This is a genomic window from Sphingosinicella humi (assembly GCF_003129465.1).
Lineage (GTDB): Bacteria > Pseudomonadota > Alphaproteobacteria > Sphingomonadales > Sphingomonadaceae > Allosphingosinicella > Allosphingosinicella humi.
In genome coordinates this window covers 2637275-2655086 of sequence record NZ_QFFF01000001.1, presented here as the reverse complement: position 1 = coordinate 2655086, position 17812 = coordinate 2637275, and the positions used below count along the sequence as shown (strand labels likewise).

Below are 17812 nucleotides of genomic sequence, written 5' to 3'. Positions count from 1 at the left end.
GCGAAGCGCAAGGCGCGGATTGCGCATCGCGCTGCTCGCCTTAGTCCATCGCATCGTCACGATAGGCGAGTTCGAAATTGCCCCATCGCCGGCCGTTCACATAGAGCGGCACGAACACGTTCTTGACCGGAAGATAGCGCCCCTGCCCAAGGTCCATCCGGTAGGTGACGAGCATCGCTTCCTTGTCGCTCTCCACCGCCCGCCGCGTGGCGTCGTCCATGAAATTGCGGCGGTTGCGGCAATATTTGGCGTTCCATTCCGGATCGGGACTCTGCGGCTGGGACCGCTCGGAGATGTGGGTCGGCAGGTAGCCGTTGATGTCGGTCAGGGCGCCGGCGATGTGGCGCGCGTCGGCATTCTTGATCCGGTCCAGGATCGGCCGAATATGCTCGTCGGCGAAAGCGCAGAAACGCGTCTCGTACTGGACGGGATTGGTCCCGGGCATCGGCACATAATCGAAGTCGAACACCGCCTCCGCGTCGATCTCGCCCCGGGCGACGCCATCCTCGATCACCTGCGTGATCTCGCGCGTGACCGCCTGGGCGCGCTCGACGAACACCGTGTCGTCGATGCGGACGCCGCAGCCGGCGAGCCGGTCGAGCATGTCGCCGGACAGTTGCTCCAGCTTCGCCAGCCGCTCCTGCGCCGCGTGAAGCTGTCCGCCATTCTCCCGCGCGTCGGCGGCGAAGGCGGAAAGCCCCCCTTTCATGCTGTCGACGCTGTGCTGGATGAGCGCGGTCGACTGGGCGATCCCGTCGGTCTGCCGGTCGACCATGGCGACGATGTCGGCGACGTCGCGGGCCGTGTCGTTGATCGTCGCGAAGCCGGTCTTGGCGATCCGGCTCTTCTCGACGCCGGTCTTGATCTCGGAGGTGACCGCTTCCGCCTCCCGTGTCAGCGAGGCGATGGTGGCGGCGATCTCGCTGGTCGCGGAGCGCGTGTCGTGGGCGAGCTTCTTCACCTCGGCGGCGACGACGGCGAAGGAACGGCCCGCCTCCCCCGCCCGCGCCGCCTCGATCGTGGCGTTGAGCGCGAGCATGTTGGTCTTGTTGGCAATGCCCTCGATGCTGCTGGAGACCTTCTGGACCTGGATCATCGCGTCGGCGAAGCCCGACATGCGGTCGCCGAGTTGCACGACCAGGTCGGTGAGGCCGCTGAAGATGGCGATGGTGTCCTGGATCGCCGCCTGTCCCTGGCCGAGCTTTTCCCGCGCCTGCTCGGCCAAAAGCCGTGCCTCGTCGGTGGAATCGGAGACCCTGGCCTGATCCTCCATCAGGCGGGAGGTCACGTCCTCCAGCGTATCCAGCGTCTTGAGGTTCGAGGATATGCGCTCCGAGACCCCGGCGACGTAGCCGGAGACGTCGCTGCACTCGATCGCCAGAGATCCGCAATTGCGCGCCACGATGTTGATGGCATCGCCATCGGCCCGGTCGATCGCACTACTCGCCACGCTATGCCCCCGCTTCAGCTATGTCGCGCCTCGTTCTAGGAACGAAATATTGAGAGGTCGTTAACCACCCGCCCGCTGGTTTCCGCCTGCCGGCTGGGCTAGAGCGAGCGGCATGTTCTTCTCCTTCGTCGACGAACTTCGTGCCGCGGGCATCCCCGCTTCGATGAAGGAGCATCTCATGCTCCTGGAGGCGCTCGACGCGTCCGTGATCGCGGCGAGCCCGGAGGAATTCTACTATCTCGCCCGCGCCACCTTCGTGAAAGACGAAGGGTTGCTCGACCGGTTCGACCAGGTGTTCGGCAAAGTCTTCAAGGGGCTGGAGGCGAGCTACGGCACGGACGCGGTGCCGATCCCCGAGGAATGGCTGAGGAAGATCGCGGAACTCTATCTGACGCCCGAGCAAATGGAGGCGATCAAGGCGCTCGGCTCCTGGGACGAGATCATGGAGGCGCTGAAACAGCGGCTCGAGGAGCAGAAGGAGCGTCACCAGGGCGGCAACAAATGGATCGGCACCGGCGGCACCTCCCCCTTCGGCGCCTATGGCTATAATCCGGAAGGAGTCCGCATCGGCCAGGAGGGCGGCCGGCAGGGCCGGGCGATCAAGGTCTGGGACAAGCGCGAATTCCGCAACCTCGACAACTCCAAAGAACTGGGCACGCGCAACATCAAGGTCGCGCTCCGGCGTCTGCGCCGTTTCGCCCGCGAGGGCGCGGCCGAGGAATTGGACCTCGACGCGACGATCGACGGCACCGCCCGGCGCGGCTGGCTCGACATCCAGATGCGCCCGGAGCGTCACAATGCGGTGAAGCTGCTCCTCTTCCTCGACGTCGGCGGATCGATGGACCCGCACATCAAGGTCTGCGAGGAGCTGTTCTCGGCCGCGACATCCGAATTCAAGAATCTCGAATTCTTCTACTTCCACAACTGCGTCTATGAGGGCGTGTGGAAGGATAACCGCCGCCGCCATTCCGAGCGGACCAAGACCTGGGACGTGCTCCACAAATACGGCCACGACTATAAGCTCGTCTTCGTCGGCGACGCTTCGATGAGCCCTTACGAGATCAGCCATCCCGGAGGCTCGGTCGAGCATTTCAACGAGGAAGCGGGCGCCGTCTGGATGCAGCGGATGGTGAACACCTATCCGTCGGCCGTCTGGCTGAATCCCCTGGGCGAGCGATATTGGGGTTATTCCCAGTCGATCGGCCTGATCCGCGCCCTGATGCAGGACCGCATGTATCCGCTGACGCTCGAAGGCCTCGATGAAGCGATGCGGACGCTGAGCCGGAAGAACTGAGGTTAGCCGCAGCTTGTCATCGGCTTGAGCGGCGGGCATCGTTTCGCTCCCAAAAAACCAGGGGGGCGCCATTCAATGCTGAAATATCTTCTTCTCGCCGCGACGATGCTGTCTGCGTCGCCCGCCCTTGCCGAAGTCCACGAATATCGCGTGCTCTCCGGCGGAAACGATGTCGGGCACCTGAAGGCCGATGTCGATGCCCAGCGCGTCACCATCGATTACGACTATAAGAATAACGGCCGCGGCCCGACCATCGCGGAGACGATCGCGCTGGACGCGGACGGCTATCCCGTCCGCTGGGACATCGAAGGAGCGACCACCTTCGGCAACAAGGTCGACGAAAGCTTCGCGCGCGAAGACGGCTCGGCGACGTGGCGGGACGCGACCGGCGAGGGGCAAGGTCCTACGGCCGAGGCGCGCTTCTACGTGCCGCAGAATGGAAGCCCCTGGTCGCTGGCGCTGGTGGCCAAGGCCCTGCTCGTCGACGAGGATCGCAGCCTGCCGGTGCTGCCGGGCGGCACCGCCAGCCTTACGGCGCGTGACACGATGACATTCGAAGGTCCGGACGGGCCGGTGGCGGCGACCATGTACGAGCTCAGCGGCCTCGATCTCAATCCCAGCTACCTGGCGCTCGATGCGGACGGCAATCTGTTCGCGCTGGCGAGCCCCCGCTTCGCCGTCATCCGCGCCGGCTATGAAGCGGCGGACCAGAAGCTGCGCGATTATGCCGAACAGCTCTCGACCGATCGCTTCGTCCGCATCCAGAAGGAAGCGGCGCACGATTTCGAAGGTCCGGTCCGCATCCGCAACGTCTACGTCTTCGATGCCGAGGACATGACCCGCAAGGGCCCCTATGCCGTCGTCTGGCACGAGGACCGGATCAGCAGCGTCCAGCCGAACGACGCCCCCGTCACGCAAGGCGAGACGGTGATCGACGGCGACGGCGGCACGCTCGTCCCCGGCCTTTACGAAATGCACGGCCATATCTCCCAGGGCGGCGCGCTGCTGAACATTGCCGCCGGCATCACCTCTGTGCGCGACATGGGCAACGAGAATGACGTGCTTGCCGGCCTGATCCAGCGCATCGGCGACGGCACGATCGCCGGTCCCCGCATCACCCGCAGCGGCTTCATCGAGGGTAAGAGCCCCTTCAGCTCCCAGACCGGCGAATTGGTCGAGACCAAGGAGCAGGCGCTCGATCAGGTACGCTGGTACGCGGCCCGCGGCTTCCATCAGGTGAAGCTCTACAACTCGATGACGCCGGAATGGGCGCCGGACCTGGTGAAGGAGGCGCACCGGCTGGGATTGCACGTCGCCGGCCACGTCCCCGCCTTCTCCAACGCCGACGCGATGATCGAGGCGGGCTTCGACGAACTCACCCATATCAACCAGCTGGTGCTCGGCTGGATCCTGGATGAGGGCGAGGATACGCGCACCCTCCTCCGCCTCACGGCCCTGGACCGGCTGCCCGCGCTCGATCTCTCCAGCGCGCCCGTGCAGCGCACGCTCGACATGATGGTCGGCAACGAGGTCTCCATCGATCCGACCCTCACCATTCACGAGAATCTGCTGCTCGGCCGCAACGGCAAGGTGTCGCCGAGCTTCGCCGACATTTACGATCATATGCCGATCGGCCAGCAGCGCAGCCTGAAGGAAGCCTGGGCGGACGTCTCCGCGCCGGGACAGGACGAGAAATATCGAGGCGCCTTCGACCAGATCATGGCGACGGTGCGAATGATGAAGGATCGCGGCATCTTCATGGTGCCGGGGACCGACATGGGCGGCTCCTTCGCCTATCATCGCGAGCTCGAGCTGTTCCAGCGCGCCGGCTACACTGCTCCGGAAGTGCTGCGGCTGGCGTCGCTCGGCATGGCCGAATATCTGGGGCAGGACGAGGACTTGGGCTCGATCGAAGACGGCAAGCTGGCCGACTTCTTCCTCGTGCCCGGCGACCCGACCAAGGATCTCAAGGCGGTGAAGTCCATCTCCATGGTGGTGGCGAACGGCACCGTCTATTTCCCGAGCGAAATCTATCCCCATTTCGGGATCAAGCCGTTTGCGCCCGCGCCGCGGATCGTAACCGCCGCCCCCTGACAACAAGGGAGCGCGCCCGAACCGGGTCAGCGCTCCCCTTGTTCGCCCTCTAGGGCCGCTCGCACGTTACCGAGGTGCGCCTCATAATTCCGCCACCGTCCGGCTGAGCGGCGGTAGATGGGCTGGCGCACCTGCCAGACGCTTGCCGTCCTGACGGCCGTGTTCGCCTCATGGAAGGAGAGGCAGGACTCCTTCCATTCGAGGCCGCAAAAGCCAAGAAGGCGCTCGATGGTGGGACGCGGCTCGGCGACCAGGGCCTCATAATCGAGGTCGTAAATGTCCTTCGGATAGAGCGCCTTCCAGTGCGCCATCAGGCGGCGGTACTGGCCGTGCCAATGGGCCGTGTCCATGAGGTCGAGCGCATAGGGCATGCTGTGGTCGAGGTGGAGGAAGTAGATCGACAGGATGTTGTCGAGCGGTTCCCGGCGGGTGTGGACGATCCGGGCGTCCGGAAACAGCGCCTTGATGAGGCCGATATGGAGGAAATTGTCGGGCCGCTTGTCGGTGACGAGACCGGCGTCGGGATGGATGGCACGGAGCCGCTCCAAATAATCGCGGCGCAGGCGTTCGAGCTTCTCGGGACCGGCCTCCGCCGCCGCCTCCGGATAAGGCTGAAGCTCCCGCTGAATGAGGGTCGGCAGCAGGTTCAGCTCCCCACCGGCAGTCACCTGGCTGTGGCTCGCCAGGATCTGCTCAGTCAGGGTCGAGCCGGACCGGAACATCCCGCAGATGAAGAGCGGCGCGCCGGTCTCGCCTTGACCTCGCGCGGCCGGTGCGGGGAAGGCCTCAATGAGACGATCGATCAGGCTCTCCACTGCCGCTGCGTCGTAGCGCACGGGCGCGCCGGCGCTGGCACGGCTGGCGGCATTGGCGTCGCCATAGGCGGCGAAAGCCTCGTCATAGGCTCCGGCGGCGTCGAGCGCCTGACCCAGCGCGAAGCCGAGATCCGCCCGATCGACGGCGCTTACGCCAGGGCGGGCGATCGCTTGCCTCAGTCGATCGATCATTGGATCGTCGGGACCTGCAGCCCTCGTCAGGCCGGCCAGCCGCGTCAGCGCCAGCGCGTGGTCGGGCTCCAGCGCCAGCACTTGCTCATAGGCCTCCCGCGCCTCGACCCGCAGGCCGCGATCTTCGTGGAGATTGCCGAGGTTGAGCCAAGCGGGAACGTAGCGCGGATTGAGCGCCAGCGCGGCCTTCAGCTCCGCCTCGGCGGCATCGCTCCGGGCGAGATGATCGGCGAGGATGACGCCCCGGTTGAGATGGACCTCCTCCGGCTGGCTGACACCATGGTCCAGGGCGCGCTGATAGGAAACCAGCGACTCTTCGAACCGCCCCGCCCAGCGTTGGAGGTACCCCAGATTGTACCAGCCTGCCGGAATGTCCGGCCGCAAGGCCAGCAGCTGCTCATAAGCCGCGATGGCGTCCTGAACCCGCCCGGCCCGTTGCAGGTCGGTGGCGCGCCTGAGCAGCGTTTCGGGCGTCTCGGCGGTCATGGATAGCGCAGATAGGGCCGCCGTTCTTCCAACCAGGCGCACTCGTCCGGCAAGGTCAGCGCCTCCAGGTCTTCCGGCGTCGCGGCCGCGTCGTCGACCCACTCGCGGAGAGCCGGGCCGCCGTTGATGACATCGATGGCGAGCTTGTCGAACTCATATTCGTACGGGAAGTCGCGCCAGAGCGGATAATCCGGATAGAGACGGCGGATCGCCTTGAAGGCGAGCGCCTGGAGCCGCCAGGGTTTGAAGGCGCCGTGGTCGTAACGCGGACCCTCGGCGTGGATGTGGACGCCGTTGCAGAGCTTGCCGACATGCTTGTGGAAGGTCGGCTCGAACCAGCAGTCGCGAAGGATGCAGCCCCGCAGCCACTCCGGCGCGAGCGACCGCATCTCGGCGATCACCGCCTTGGCGTCGATATCGGGCGCGCCGAACAGCTCCAGCGGGCGGGTCGTGCCCCTCCCCTCGGACAAGGTCGTGCCCTCGAGCATCACCGTGCCGGCATAGGCGCGGGCCATGTTGACGTTCGGGGCGTTGGGGCTGGGATTGATCCAGATGCGCTCCTCCAGCGGCCAGCCATGGCCGGGCGCCGCATCGGGCTCATAACCTTCCATCTCGATGACGCGATAGGCGACGTCGAGCTTCATCTCGTCCACGAACCAGAGACCCAGCTCGCCCAATGTCAGGCCGTGGCGCATCGGCATCGGCCCGGCGCCGACGAAGCTCTCCCAGCCGGGGCGGAGCGTGAGCCCCTCGACCGGGCGTCCGGCGGGGTTGGGGCGATCGAGCACCCACACTTCCTTGCCATGCTCGGCCGCCGCCTCGAGGACGTAGAGCAGGGTCGTGATGAAGGTGTAGATGCGGCAGCCAAGGTCCTGCAGGTCGACGAGCAGGATATCGAACGTGCCCATCGCCTGGCCGGTGGGGCGTCGGACCTCGCCATAGAGGCTGAAGACGGGGATGCCGTGCGCCGGGTCGTTATAGTCCGGCGACTCCATCATATTATCCTGCTTGTCGCCGCGCAGGCCGTGCTGCGGCCCGAAGGCGGCACTGAGCTTGATGTCACCCGACGCGGCGAGGGCGTCGAGCGAATGGGTCAGATATTCCGTCACTGATGCGGGATGGGCGAGCAGCGCCACGCGCTTGCCCTCCAGCGGCGCGCGCAGGGCCGGATCGGCGAGGAGGCGGTCGATACCGAATTTCATGGTCGAACTGCTGGCGGGAGTTGGAGTGCAAAGCAATCGGAATGATGAAAATCCGGGTCGCCGGGAGGATGCGCCAGCGCCCAATAGGATTTGCGGCCAGACCGCTCCTCGATAACGGCCGAGAGCCCCATTCGCGCAGGTCCCGCCCAAGCCAGCGTCGCCTGCAATTCGTAGCATCCGACATCCGCGCGGGCCCCGATAATCGGGGCAGTCACCGCGGCAAGGCTCCTCCCCTCCCGATAGTCCTTGAAGCGATAGGCGGCCCATTGCGTCGACGGCGCGAAGTTGAATTCGTGATAGCCGGTACCCGATGTGTCGCGAAGGAAAGCTTCGAAGCAGCTATGCTGCCACAGATCGTCCGCTCGGGTCGACGCGGCCGGAGGCGGCAGCAGGATCTCGCCTATTTCGCCTGTGACGCGATAGTGCAACGCCAGCTTCCCGGGGTTCGTAGATTCTACCTCCACTTCGATGCGAGACACGGCATTGGAGGGCGTGTCTGGATGAACCCTCAGCGCGACGCGCATGCCGCCTCCGTCACCAGCCCGATTGCCAGCCTCAAATCCGCCATGTAACCGCACGCCTCATGAGCCAGTACAAGTCCGATCTCCTCCGCCTACTCGACGAGCGCGGCTATATCCACCAGTTGACCGACGCCGAGGGCCTAGATGCCTTGGCGACGAAGGAGATCGTGCCGGGCTATATCGGCTTCGACCCGACCGCGCCCTCGCTCCATGTCGGCAGCCTGGTCCAGATCATGCTGCTGCGCCGGCTCCAGCAGGCGGGGCACAAGCCCATCGTGCTGATGGGCGGCGGCACCGGCAAGATCGGGGATCCAAGCTTCAAGGACGAAGCGAGGAAGCTGATGACCGAGGAGACGATCGCGGCCAACGTCGCCTCGATCAAGCGGGTGTTCGAGAATTTCCTGACCTTCGGCGACGGGCCGACCGACGCGATCATGCTCGACAATGCGGAATGGCTGGACGCCCTCGAATATATCCCCTTCCTTCGGGAGGTGGGGCAGCATTTCTCGATCAACCGGATGCTGACCTTCGACAGCGTCAAGCTGAGGCTCGATCGGGAGCAGTCGCTCTCCTTCCTCGAATTCAACTATATGATTCTCCAGGCCTATGACTTCCTGGAGCTGTCGCGCCGCGCCGGGTGCCGGCTGCAGCTCGGCGGATCGGACCAGTGGGGCAATATCGTCAACGGCGTCGAGCTCGCCCGCCGCGCCGACGGGACGCAAGTCTATGGCGTGACGACGCCGCTCATCACCACCGCCGACGGCGGCAAGATGGGCAAGACCATGTCGGGCGCGGTGTGGCTCAACGCGGACCAGCTGCCGCCCTATGATTATTGGCAGTTCTGGCGGAACACGCAGGACGCCGATGTGGGGCGCTTCCTGAGGCTCTTCACCGACCTGCCGGTGGACGAAGTCGCGCGGCTGGAGTCGCTCCAGGGGAGCGAAATCAACGAGGCGAAGAAGGTGCTGGCTGACCTCGCCACAGCGATGGCGCACGGTGAGGCCGCGGCAACCGAGGCGGCGGAGACGGCGCGTAGGACGTTCGAGCAAGGCGCGGCGGGAGACTCCCTGCCGACGCTGAGGGTGCAGGGCGATGGGCTCGGCATCGTCCAGGCCCTGACCGTGCTCGGCTTCGCCGCCTCGAACGGCGAGGCTCGGCGCAAGATCGGCGAAGGCGCCGTGCGGCTCAACAATGTCGTGATCTCCGACCCGACCTTCACGATCGTGCTGGAGACCGACGAACCGCTGAAGCTCAGCCTCGGCAAGAAAAAGCACGGCCTCCTGACACGCTGATCGTTGTCATTGCGAGGAGCGGAGCGACGCGGCAATCCAGACCTACGAGGCTGGATTGCTTCCCCGGCTTTCGCCGGGGTCGCAATGACGGCTGTTATCCCGAGCGCAGCAGTCCCACGGCCGCGTCGCGCTCGAACAAATAGAGCAGGGTTCGCGCCGCCTTGCCGCGCGGGCCTTCGAGGCCGCCGTCGCGGTCGACGAGGAGGCGGGCATCGTCCATCGCAGTCTGGGCGAGCTCCGCGATCTGTTCGGGACTGGCGAGACGGAACTGAGCCTCGCCCGACTGCCGCGTGCCGAGGATTTCGCCGGCACCGCGCAAGCGCAGATCCTCCTCGGCGATACGAAAGCCGTCATTGGTTTCGCGCATCAGAGCGAGGCGGGCGCGCGCCGTCTCGCTGAGACTGTTGCCGCGCAGCAGCAGGCAGACCGAGCGCTGGTCGCCACGGCCTACCCTACCCCTTAGCTGGTGGAGCTGGGCCAAGCCGAAGCGATCGGCGCCTTCGACGATCATCAAGGTGGCGTTGGGAACGTCGACGCCGACCTCGATGACGGTAGTGGCGACCAGCACGGAGAGCTCGCCGCGCTGGAACCGCTCCATCACCGCATCCTTCTCCGGCCCCTTCATTCGGCCGTGGACGAGGCCGATGCGGTCGCCGAAGCGGAGGCGGAGCGTCTGGGCGCGATCCTCGGCGGCGGCCTGGTCCGAGGCCTCGCTCTCCTCGACCAGCGGACAGACCCAATAGGCCTGTTTGCCCGCAGCGATGTGACGGCCGAGCGCTTCGACCACCTCGGGCAGCCGCTCCGCGCTCAGCACGCGGGTCTCGATCGGCTGGCGGCCGGGCGGCATCTCGTCGAGTCGGCTGACGTCCATCTCGCCATAATGGGTCAGCGTCAGCGTTCGCGGGATAGGCGTGGCAGTCATGACGAGGAGGTGCGGCGGCCGCACCGCCTTTTCCGCCAGCATCATCCTCTGCGCGACGCCGAAGCGATGCTGCTCGTCCACCACGGCGAGGCCAAGCCGCTTGTAGGTGACATGTTGCTGGAAGATGGCGTGGGTGCCGACGAGGATGTCGATCGAGCCGTCGGCGAGGCCCATCAGGGTCGCCTCGCGCGCTTTGCCCTTCTCGCGCCCGGTGAGGATGGCGACGTTGACCGGAAGCCCAGCGAGTTGGCGCGACAAAGTGTCGAAATGCTGGCGGGCAAGGATTTCGGTCGGCGCCAGCAACGCCCCCTGCGCGCCGGCTTCCACGGCGATCAGCAATGCCTTCAACGCCACCAATGTCTTGCCCGATCCGACATCGCCCTGGAGCAGCCGGAGCATCGGCATTTCCTGCTGGAGATCGCCCTCGATCTCGGCGATGGCGCGCGCCTGGGCCCCGGTGGGCGCATAGGGAAGCTTCAGCATGTCCCGTAGCCGCCGGTCGCCCCTCAGCGGCACGCCTTTGCGCTTCCTCGATGAGGCGCGGACCAGCATCAAGGCGAGTTGGTTGGCAAAGATTTCGTCATAGGCGAGCCGCTCGCGCGCCTGGCCTGCCTGACGCATGCGGTGCGCCATCGACAGAGCTTCCGACCAGCTTGGCCAGCCTCGCCGTTCGAGCACGCTCGGTTCCACCCATTCGGCGAGCTCCGGCACCCGCGATAGCGCCTGGGCGGCCAGATGGCCCATGCGATTGTTGGTGAGCCCTTCCGACAACGGATAGACGGGCTCGCTTTCCGGCAAGGTCGCGGCCTCGTCCGGCGGCAGCACATAGTCCGGATGGACGATCTGCAATTCCTGCCCGTACAGGTCCATCCGCCCGGAGACGACGCGCGGCTCGCCGATCTTGAGCTGCTTCTTCGCCCAGCCCGGATTGTTGAAGTAGACGAGGCTGAGATAATTGCCGGCCTTGTCGGTGGCGTGCACCCGAAACGGCCCGCGCGGCCCGCCCTGCCGATAGTCGACGGGCGTCACCTCCACCGTCACCACCCGCCCGGCATCGGCCTGATCGACGATCTCGACCCGCTTCCGGTCGATCCAGTTCACCGGCAGGTGGAAGAGGATGTCGACGACACGCTCCAGCCCCAGCCGCTTCAGCGGCTTGGCGAGCGCCGGGCCGATGCCCTTCAGCACCTCCACTTCAGCGAAGATCGGATTGAGAATATCGGGCCGCATGACTAAGTGAGCGTTCCTATTCAAAGCCGCCTGGTTTCACCAGAGCGGCCTTTCCACGTTGGAGCCCCATGGACCGCGAAGCCCGCCTCAAACGTCTCCGCTTCCGCGCCTGGCATCGCGGTACCAAGGAGGCCGACCTGCTGATCGGCGGATTTTTCGACCGGCATCATGAAGGCTGGAGCGACGCGGAGATCGACTGGTACGAGGCGTTCCTCGAGGAGCAGGACGTCGACATCATGGCCTGGGCGATCGGAACCCAGCCCGTGCCGGAGCGCTGGGACGGGGCGATGATGCGCCGGCTCAAGGCCCTCAACTATATCGAGCACCCCGAATAAGTGACCGACCTCAAGACGATCCTCGCGGCCGACAGGCCGATCACGCTGGCCGGCGCCCCGGCCGGATTCCTGCCCTGGCTCGCCGCCGACTTGGCGCGCGCCGCGAAGGGACGCGCCGTCTTCATCGCGCCCGACGAAGCGGCGATGCGTGCCATCGTCGACGCCGCCCATTATTTCGCGCCGGAGCTGGAGACGCTGTCCTTCCCGGCCTGGGACTGCCTCCCCTACGATCGCGCCTCGCCCTCGCTGCGAACGTCGTCGGAACGCTTGGCCACGCTCCACGCGCTGCAGCGCAAGAGCGACAAGCCCCAGCTTCTCGTCACCACCGTCAACGCCGCGACCCAGCGCACGCTTACCCCGTTCCGGATCCGCCAGCTCGTCGCCCGACTCGCTCCCGGCGAACGCATCGATCGCGACAAGCTTGGCGTGCTGCTCCGGGCCAATGGCTACATGCGCACCGATACCGTCGCCGACGCCGGCGAATATGCGGTGCGCGGCGGTCTGGTGGACCTCTTCCCCTCCGGCGAGGAGGAGGCGCTGCGCCTCGACTTCTTCGGCGACGAAATCGAGAGCGTCCGCCGTTTCGACCCCGCCACCCAGCGCACCATCGGCTCGGTGGACGGCTTTACCCTCCTCCCCGCCTCCGAGACCCTGCTCGACGAAGGGAGCATCAAGCGCTTCCGGTCCCGCTACCGCGAACTGTTCGGCGCCACCGCGACCGGCGACCCGCTCTACCAGGCGATCTCCGAAGGCCGTCGCCTCAGCGGCCTCGATCACTGGCTGCCACTGTTCGAGGAGAAGCTCGCCACTCTGTTCGATCATCTCTCGGAGGACGACCTCATCGTCCGCGACGCTCATGACTCCCGCGCCGCGGACGCCCGCTTCGAGGCGATCGAGGATTATTACCAGAACCGCACGCGGGCGCAGTCGTCGGACCCGGGCAGCTATCGTCCGCTGGAGCCGGGCACGCTCTATCTCGGCCGGGAGGAATGGGAGCGGATCATCGCCGAGCGGCCGCTCCACCAGACCACGCCTTTCCACGAGCCGGAAAGCGCCAGCGTCCTTGATTTCGGGGTGGACGGTCCCCGCGATTTCGCGCCGGAGCGGGCGCAGAACGCCAATCTCTATGAGGCGGTCGCGGCGCATGTCGCCGATCTCAGGCGCGCGAAGCACAAGGTCGTTCTGGCGAGCTATTCCAACGGCGCGCGAGAGCGGTTGAAGGGCCTGCTCGAGGACCATGGACTGAAGAAGCTCGCCCTGGCCGACACCTGGCAGGAAGCTTTGGGTGCTTCCTCTCCCCTCCCGCCAGCGGGAGGGGCTGGGGGAGGGCCTGTCAAGTCGCGCGCTGCCACACCCGACAAGCCCTCCCCTCAATCCCCTCCCGCAAGCGGGAGGGGAGGTAGCGTCGCCCTGACCGTCATCCAGCTCGACCATGGATTCACCACTCAGGAGGTCGCGCTGCTCACCGAGCAGGACATGCTCGGCGATCGCCTGGTGCGCCGTCGCAAGCGCAAGAAGAGCGCCGACGCCTTCCTCACCGAACTCGCCACTCTCACCCCCGGCGATCTCGTCGTCCATGCCGACCACGGCATCGGCCGCTACGAAGGGCTGATGCAGATTCCGGTGCAGAAGGCGCCGCACGACTGCGTTGCCCTTTCCTATTCCGGCGGCGACAAGCTTTACGTCCCGGTCGAAAATCTCGAAGTCCTCTCCCGCTACGGCAGCGAGAGCGAGGGCGTGACCCTCGACAAGCTCGGCGGCGAAGCCTGGCAGCGGCGGAAGTCGCGGATGAAGGAGCGGATTCGCGAGATCGCCGGCGAGCTGATCAAGACCGCGGCCGAACGGGCGCTCCGGGCCGGCGCCGTCGCCGAGCCCGATACCGGCTATGCCGCCTTCGCCGACCGCTTTCCCTATGAGGAGACGGACGATCAGGACCGGGCGATCGGCGACGTCATCGGCGATCTCGGCGCCGGCAAGCCGATGGACCGGCTCGTCTGCGGCGACGTGGGCTTCGGCAAGACCGAGGTCGCGCTGCGCGCGGCCTTCATCGCCGCCATGGCCGGGATGCAGGTGGCGCTCGTCTGCCCGACCACCCTCCTCGCCCGACAGCATTACAACACCTTCAAGGAACGCTTCCACGGCTTCCCGATCGAGATCGGCCGCCTCTCCCGCCTGGTCCCCGCCGCCGAGGCCAAGGCGACCAAGGAGGGCATCAAGGACGGCAAGGTCGACATCGTCATCGGCACCCACGCCATCCTCGCCAAGGGTATCGAGTTCAAAAACCTCGGGCTCGTCATCGTCGACGAGGAGCAGCGCTTCGGCGTCACCCACAAGGAGCGGCTGAAGGCGCTCCGCTCCGACGTCCATGTCCTGACGCTCACCGCCACGCCCATTCCGCGCACCTTGCAGATGGCGATGTCGGGCCTTCGCGAGCTTTCGGTCATCCAGACGCCGCCCGTCGATCGGCTGGCGGTCCGCACCTACGTCATGCCCTGGGATCCGGTCGTCGTCCGCGAGGCGCTGCTTCGCGAACATTATCGCGGCGGCCAGAGCTATTTCGTCGCTCCCCGCATCGCCGACCTGCCGGACATCGAGGAGTTTCTGCGCAACGAGGTGCCTGAGGTGAGCTCCATCACCGCCCACGGCCAGATGTCGCCGACCGAAGTCGAAGAGCGCATGTCCGCCTTCTACGACCGCAAGTACGACGTGCTGCTCTCGACCACCATCGTCGAAAGCGGGCTCGACATCCCGAGCGCCAACACCCTCATCATCCACCGCGCCGACCGCTTCGGCCTCGCCCAGCTTTACCAGCTGCGTGGCCGCGTCGGACGGTCCAAGACGCGCGCCTACGCCTATTTCACGACGCCCGAGACTCGCACCATCACCGAAGGCGCCGACAAGCGCCTCCAAGTGCTCGCCAATCTCGATTCACTGGGCGCGGGCTTCCAGCTCGCCAGCCACGACCTCGACATACGCGGCGCCGGCAACCTGCTCGGCGACGAGCAGTCCGGCCACATCAAGGAAGTCGGCTTCGAGCTTTACCAGTCGATGCTGGAGGAGGCGATCCTCGAGGCCAAGGCCGGCGATGCCGGACTAAAGGAGCGGGCCGAGGATTTCTCGCCCCAGATCACCGTAGATGCGCCGATCATGGTTCCCGAGGACTATGTTCCGGACCTCGACCTTCGCATGGGCCTCTACCGGCGCATGAACGAGCTGGAGGACCGGCAGGAGATCGAATCCTTCGCCGCCGAGCTGATCGACCGCTTCGGCAAGCTGCCGGAAGCGACGGAGAACCTGCTCAAGGTCATCGAGATCAAATTGATCTGCCGCAAGGCCCAGATCGTGAAGCTCGACGTCGGCCCCAAGGGCGCGCTGGTCCACTTCCACAACGACCAGTTTCCGGACCTCGAAGGCCTTATCGCCTATGTCCAGCGGCTGAAGGGAACGGCCAAGCTCCGCCCCGACAGCAAGCTCGTCATCTCGAGGAACTGGCCGGACCCGCAGGCCCGCATCAACGGCGCGCTGCAACTCTCCAAGGGTTTGGCGAAGATATTGGTGCAGGAGACGCGGCCGGCGAAGGAGCGCGAGCCCGCTTGAGCCGGGCCCGTCCCCCCGCTACAGCGCGGCTTTAATGTCCAACGCCTTTCCCCACCGCCACCTCCTCGGCATCGAGGGGCTGTCCGCCGACGATATCCGCATCATCCTGGACGAGGCGGAGCAGTGGGTGGAGTTCAATCGGCGGCCGCGCAAGCAGGACGGGCGGCTGGTCGGCCTCACCCAGATCAACGCCTTTTTCGAGAACAGCACGCGCACGCTCTTTTCCTTCGAGATCGCCGGCAAGCGGCTGGGGGCGCAGGTCGCCAACTTTCACGCCGCCGCCTCCAGCGTGAAGAAGGGCGAGAGCTTGATCGACACGGCGCTCACTCTCAACGCGATGCGGCCCGACGTGCTGATCATCCGTCATGAAGCCAATGGCGCCGCCGCCGATGTCGCCGACGTGATGGACTGCCCGGTCATCAATGCTGGCGACGGCCGCGGCGAGCACCCCACCCAGGCGCTGCTCGATGCGCTTACCCTCCGCCGCCGCTTCGGCCGGATCGAGGGACTGAAGATCGCCATCTGCGGCGACATCCGGCACAGCCGCGTCGCCGGTTCGAACATGCGTTCCCTGCCCCTGCTCGGCGCCGAGGTGCGGCTCGTGGGCCCGGTAGCGCTGCTTCCCGACTCGATACCCGCCGGCATCTCCACCTTCACCGATTTCGAGGAAGGTATTGCCGGAACGGACGTGGTGATGATGCTGCGTATCCAGCGCGAGCGGATGGAGGAGGCGCTGTCGGCGTCGCTCGGCGACTATCACAGCTTCTACGGACTGACCCGCGAACGGCTTGACCGGCTGGCGCCGAACGCGGCGGTGATGCACCCCGGGCCGATGAACCGCGGCGTCGAGATTGACGGCGATATCGCGGACGACCCGAAGCGCTCGCTCATTCAGGAGCAGGTCGAGATGGGGGTCGCCGTCCGGATGGCCTGCCTCGACATATTCACTCGGTCCGCCCGATCCTAAGCCCCCCACGCCTGGCGACGGGGGAGGCATGAGGGTCGTCAGCCGTTGCGCGTGTAGCGCGACGCCCAGCGCACCGGCGCGTCGCCCGCCGTTTCGCGGACGAAGCAGGCACCGCCCTTAGCGCGGATCGAGGCGCATAGGCCGTTCGCCTCCGCGCGCGAGTCGAAGCCGGAAACCGACAGGCGATGGAAGGTGCCGCGGCCCGGAATGGTGACGGTGGTGCTGAGCGGCACGCGCTCGGCCGCCGCCGGGTAGCGATCGATCGCCTTCACCCAGGCGCGCTCGACATTTTGGGGCGTGCTGAACGCGCCGAGCTGGACGACGAAGCGGCTGGGCTTGGCGCCGAGCGCCGCCCTCACCTCTTCCTGCCGCTCGGTACGGCCGACGATGCGCGGCGCCTTTTTGGCGGGCTCGAAGGTCGACATCGCCGCCCGGATCATCGGCGCTCTCTCGGCAGCGAGGTCGGCTTGCGGCTCGACCAAGGTCTGCACGGCTTCGGCGAAGCGAGATTCCGGAGTCGCGACCGGTACGGGCGCAGAGACGATCGCCTCCTCCGGCTCCGGCGCCGGCGCGAAAGCGACTTCGGTCGGTTTCGGCTCGGCGGCTATGACGGGAACGTCGGCAGCTTCAGCGAAGCGGACGTCATCAGCCTGCGGCGCCAAGGCAAGGCGCACCGGCTGCCCCGGATCCTGCACCGGCGTGACTCCGATCAGGCTCGCAACCTGCGTCCAGCTCGCCTCCGGATTGGCCATCGCGGCCCATTGCGCCATCCGCTCGTCGATCTGGGCGGGCGAGACGTCCTGCGCGGCGGTCGTGCGCGCCTTCAGCCAGTCGCCCGCCAGAGCGTAGGCCAGCGCCAGATTCTGGCGGACCCGAGCATCGGCGCCCGGCGCGCGGGCGGCGGGCTCGAGCAGCGCGATTGCCCGGTCGGTTTCACCCGCCAGCGCGTAGGCAAGACCGACATCGCCCGGCTTTGCGGTTTCGGCGAGTTGATCGAGCTGCGTCGTCGCCTGGTAGCGATTGCCCAGCGCGATCTGCGTCAGTGCCAGACTCAGCGCGGCGCGCTCATGGCCCGGCTGAAGGGTCAGCACGTCGTTGAAGCTGGTTGCTGCGGAGCGGAAGCGGCCGTTCTTGAGGTAGAGGTCGGCGAGCGACAGGCGGTAGCCGACGTCGCGCGGCTCGAGCTCGACCGCTTTTTCGACATGGACAAGCGCGTCGGTGAGCTTGCCCTGCCGCAGAGCCTGCTCGGCCTGGGCGTAGTGGGCCGCCGCCTGCTGCCCCGTCTGCGGCCCCTTGGCCGACAGGCTCGCCGGACGCGAGGCTTCGGGAGAGACCGTGCACCCGACCATGGTCATGCCGATGACCAGGGTCGAAGCCGCCAGTTTAACCGCTACGCTGTTGTTCATGATGACGAC

General features: G+C 66.4%; 12 protein-coding genes. 6 read left to right on the top strand and 6 right to left on the bottom strand.

Annotated elements, in window-relative coordinates:
- Window positions 1-40: 40 nt before the first annotated feature.
- Window positions 41-1450 (bottom strand): methyl-accepting chemotaxis protein, encoded by a 1410-nt coding sequence (locus DF286_RS13070; protein ID WP_109271844.1) that lies wholly within the window; start codon window positions 1448-1450, stop codon window positions 41-43.
- A 112-nt stretch (window positions 1451-1562) separates the two neighbouring features.
- Between DF286_RS13070 and DF286_RS13065 the strand changes: the two genes are divergently transcribed.
- On the top strand, window positions 1563-2744 hold the full coding sequence (locus DF286_RS13065) for a vWA domain-containing protein (protein ID WP_109271843.1): 1182 nt from the start codon (window positions 1563-1565) through the stop codon (window positions 2742-2744).
- A gap of 75 nt (window positions 2745-2819) precedes the next feature.
- On the top strand, window positions 2820-4838 hold the full coding sequence (locus tag DF286_RS13060; protein ID WP_109271842.1) for an amidohydrolase family protein: 2019 nt from the start codon (window positions 2820-2822) through the stop codon (window positions 4836-4838).
- Between the two features lie 26 nt (window positions 4839-4864).
- Here the strand turns inward: DF286_RS13060 and DF286_RS13055 are convergent, their stop codons facing one another.
- The 3 genes from DF286_RS13055 to DF286_RS13045 are packed head-to-tail and all read right to left on the bottom strand — an operon-like array spanning window position 4865 to window position 8057.
- Window positions 4865-6331, bottom strand: a complete 1467-nt coding sequence (locus tag DF286_RS13055) for a tetratricopeptide repeat-containing sulfotransferase family protein (protein WP_109271841.1) — start codon at window positions 6329-6331, stop codon at window positions 4865-4867.
- Entirely contained in the window at window positions 6328-7533 is a 1206-nt protein-coding gene (locus tag DF286_RS13050; protein WP_109271840.1) for an exo-beta-N-acetylmuramidase NamZ family protein, read from the bottom strand. The genes DF286_RS13055 and DF286_RS13050 overlap by 4 nt, the downstream gene beginning before the upstream one ends.
- Window positions 7530-8057 (bottom strand): DOMON-like domain-containing protein, encoded by a 528-nt coding sequence (locus DF286_RS13045; protein ID WP_109271839.1) that lies wholly within the window; start codon window positions 8055-8057, stop codon window positions 7530-7532. The genes DF286_RS13050 and DF286_RS13045 overlap by 4 nt, the downstream gene beginning before the upstream one ends.
- Window positions 8058-8116: 59 nt before the next feature.
- Between DF286_RS13045 and tyrS the strand changes: the two genes are divergently transcribed.
- A complete protein-coding gene (gene tyrS / locus DF286_RS13040; protein ID WP_109271838.1) occupies window positions 8117-9346 on the top strand; it encodes a tyrosine--tRNA ligase in 1230 nt (409 codons plus the stop codon).
- A 94-nt stretch (window positions 9347-9440) separates the two neighbouring features.
- Here tyrS and recG read toward each other — a convergent pair whose 3' ends face one another.
- Window positions 9441-11498: an ATP-dependent DNA helicase RecG gene (gene recG, locus DF286_RS13035; protein WP_109271837.1), complete on the bottom strand. Its 2058-nt coding sequence runs from the start codon at window positions 11496-11498 to the stop codon at window positions 9441-9443.
- Between the two features lie 68 nt (window positions 11499-11566).
- On the opposite strand from recG, the gene DF286_RS13030 reads away from it, so the two are divergent.
- From DF286_RS13030 to DF286_RS13020, 3 genes are read left to right on the top strand one after another with little or no spacing between them, the layout of a single operon-like run.
- Window positions 11567-11833 (top strand): FAD assembly factor SdhE, encoded by a 267-nt coding sequence (locus tag DF286_RS13030; RefSeq protein WP_109271836.1) that lies wholly within the window; start codon window positions 11567-11569, stop codon window positions 11831-11833.
- On the top strand, window positions 11834-15430 hold the full coding sequence (gene mfd, locus DF286_RS13025; protein ID WP_109271835.1) for a transcription-repair coupling factor: 3597 nt from the start codon (window positions 11834-11836) through the stop codon (window positions 15428-15430).
- A gap of 34 nt (window positions 15431-15464) precedes the next feature.
- Window positions 15465-16397, top strand: coding sequence for an aspartate carbamoyltransferase catalytic subunit (locus tag DF286_RS13020; protein ID WP_109271834.1), 933 nt, complete (start codon window positions 15465-15467; stop codon window positions 16395-16397).
- A gap of 38 nt (window positions 16398-16435) precedes the next feature.
- Here the strand turns inward: DF286_RS13020 and DF286_RS13015 are convergent, their stop codons facing one another.
- Window positions 16436-17803 carry an SPOR domain-containing protein gene (locus DF286_RS13015; RefSeq protein WP_109271833.1) on the bottom strand — a complete coding sequence of 456 codons (1368 nt, stop codon included), beginning with the start codon at window positions 17801-17803 and terminating at the stop codon, window positions 16436-16438.
- Window positions 17804-17812: the final 9 nt, after the last annotated feature.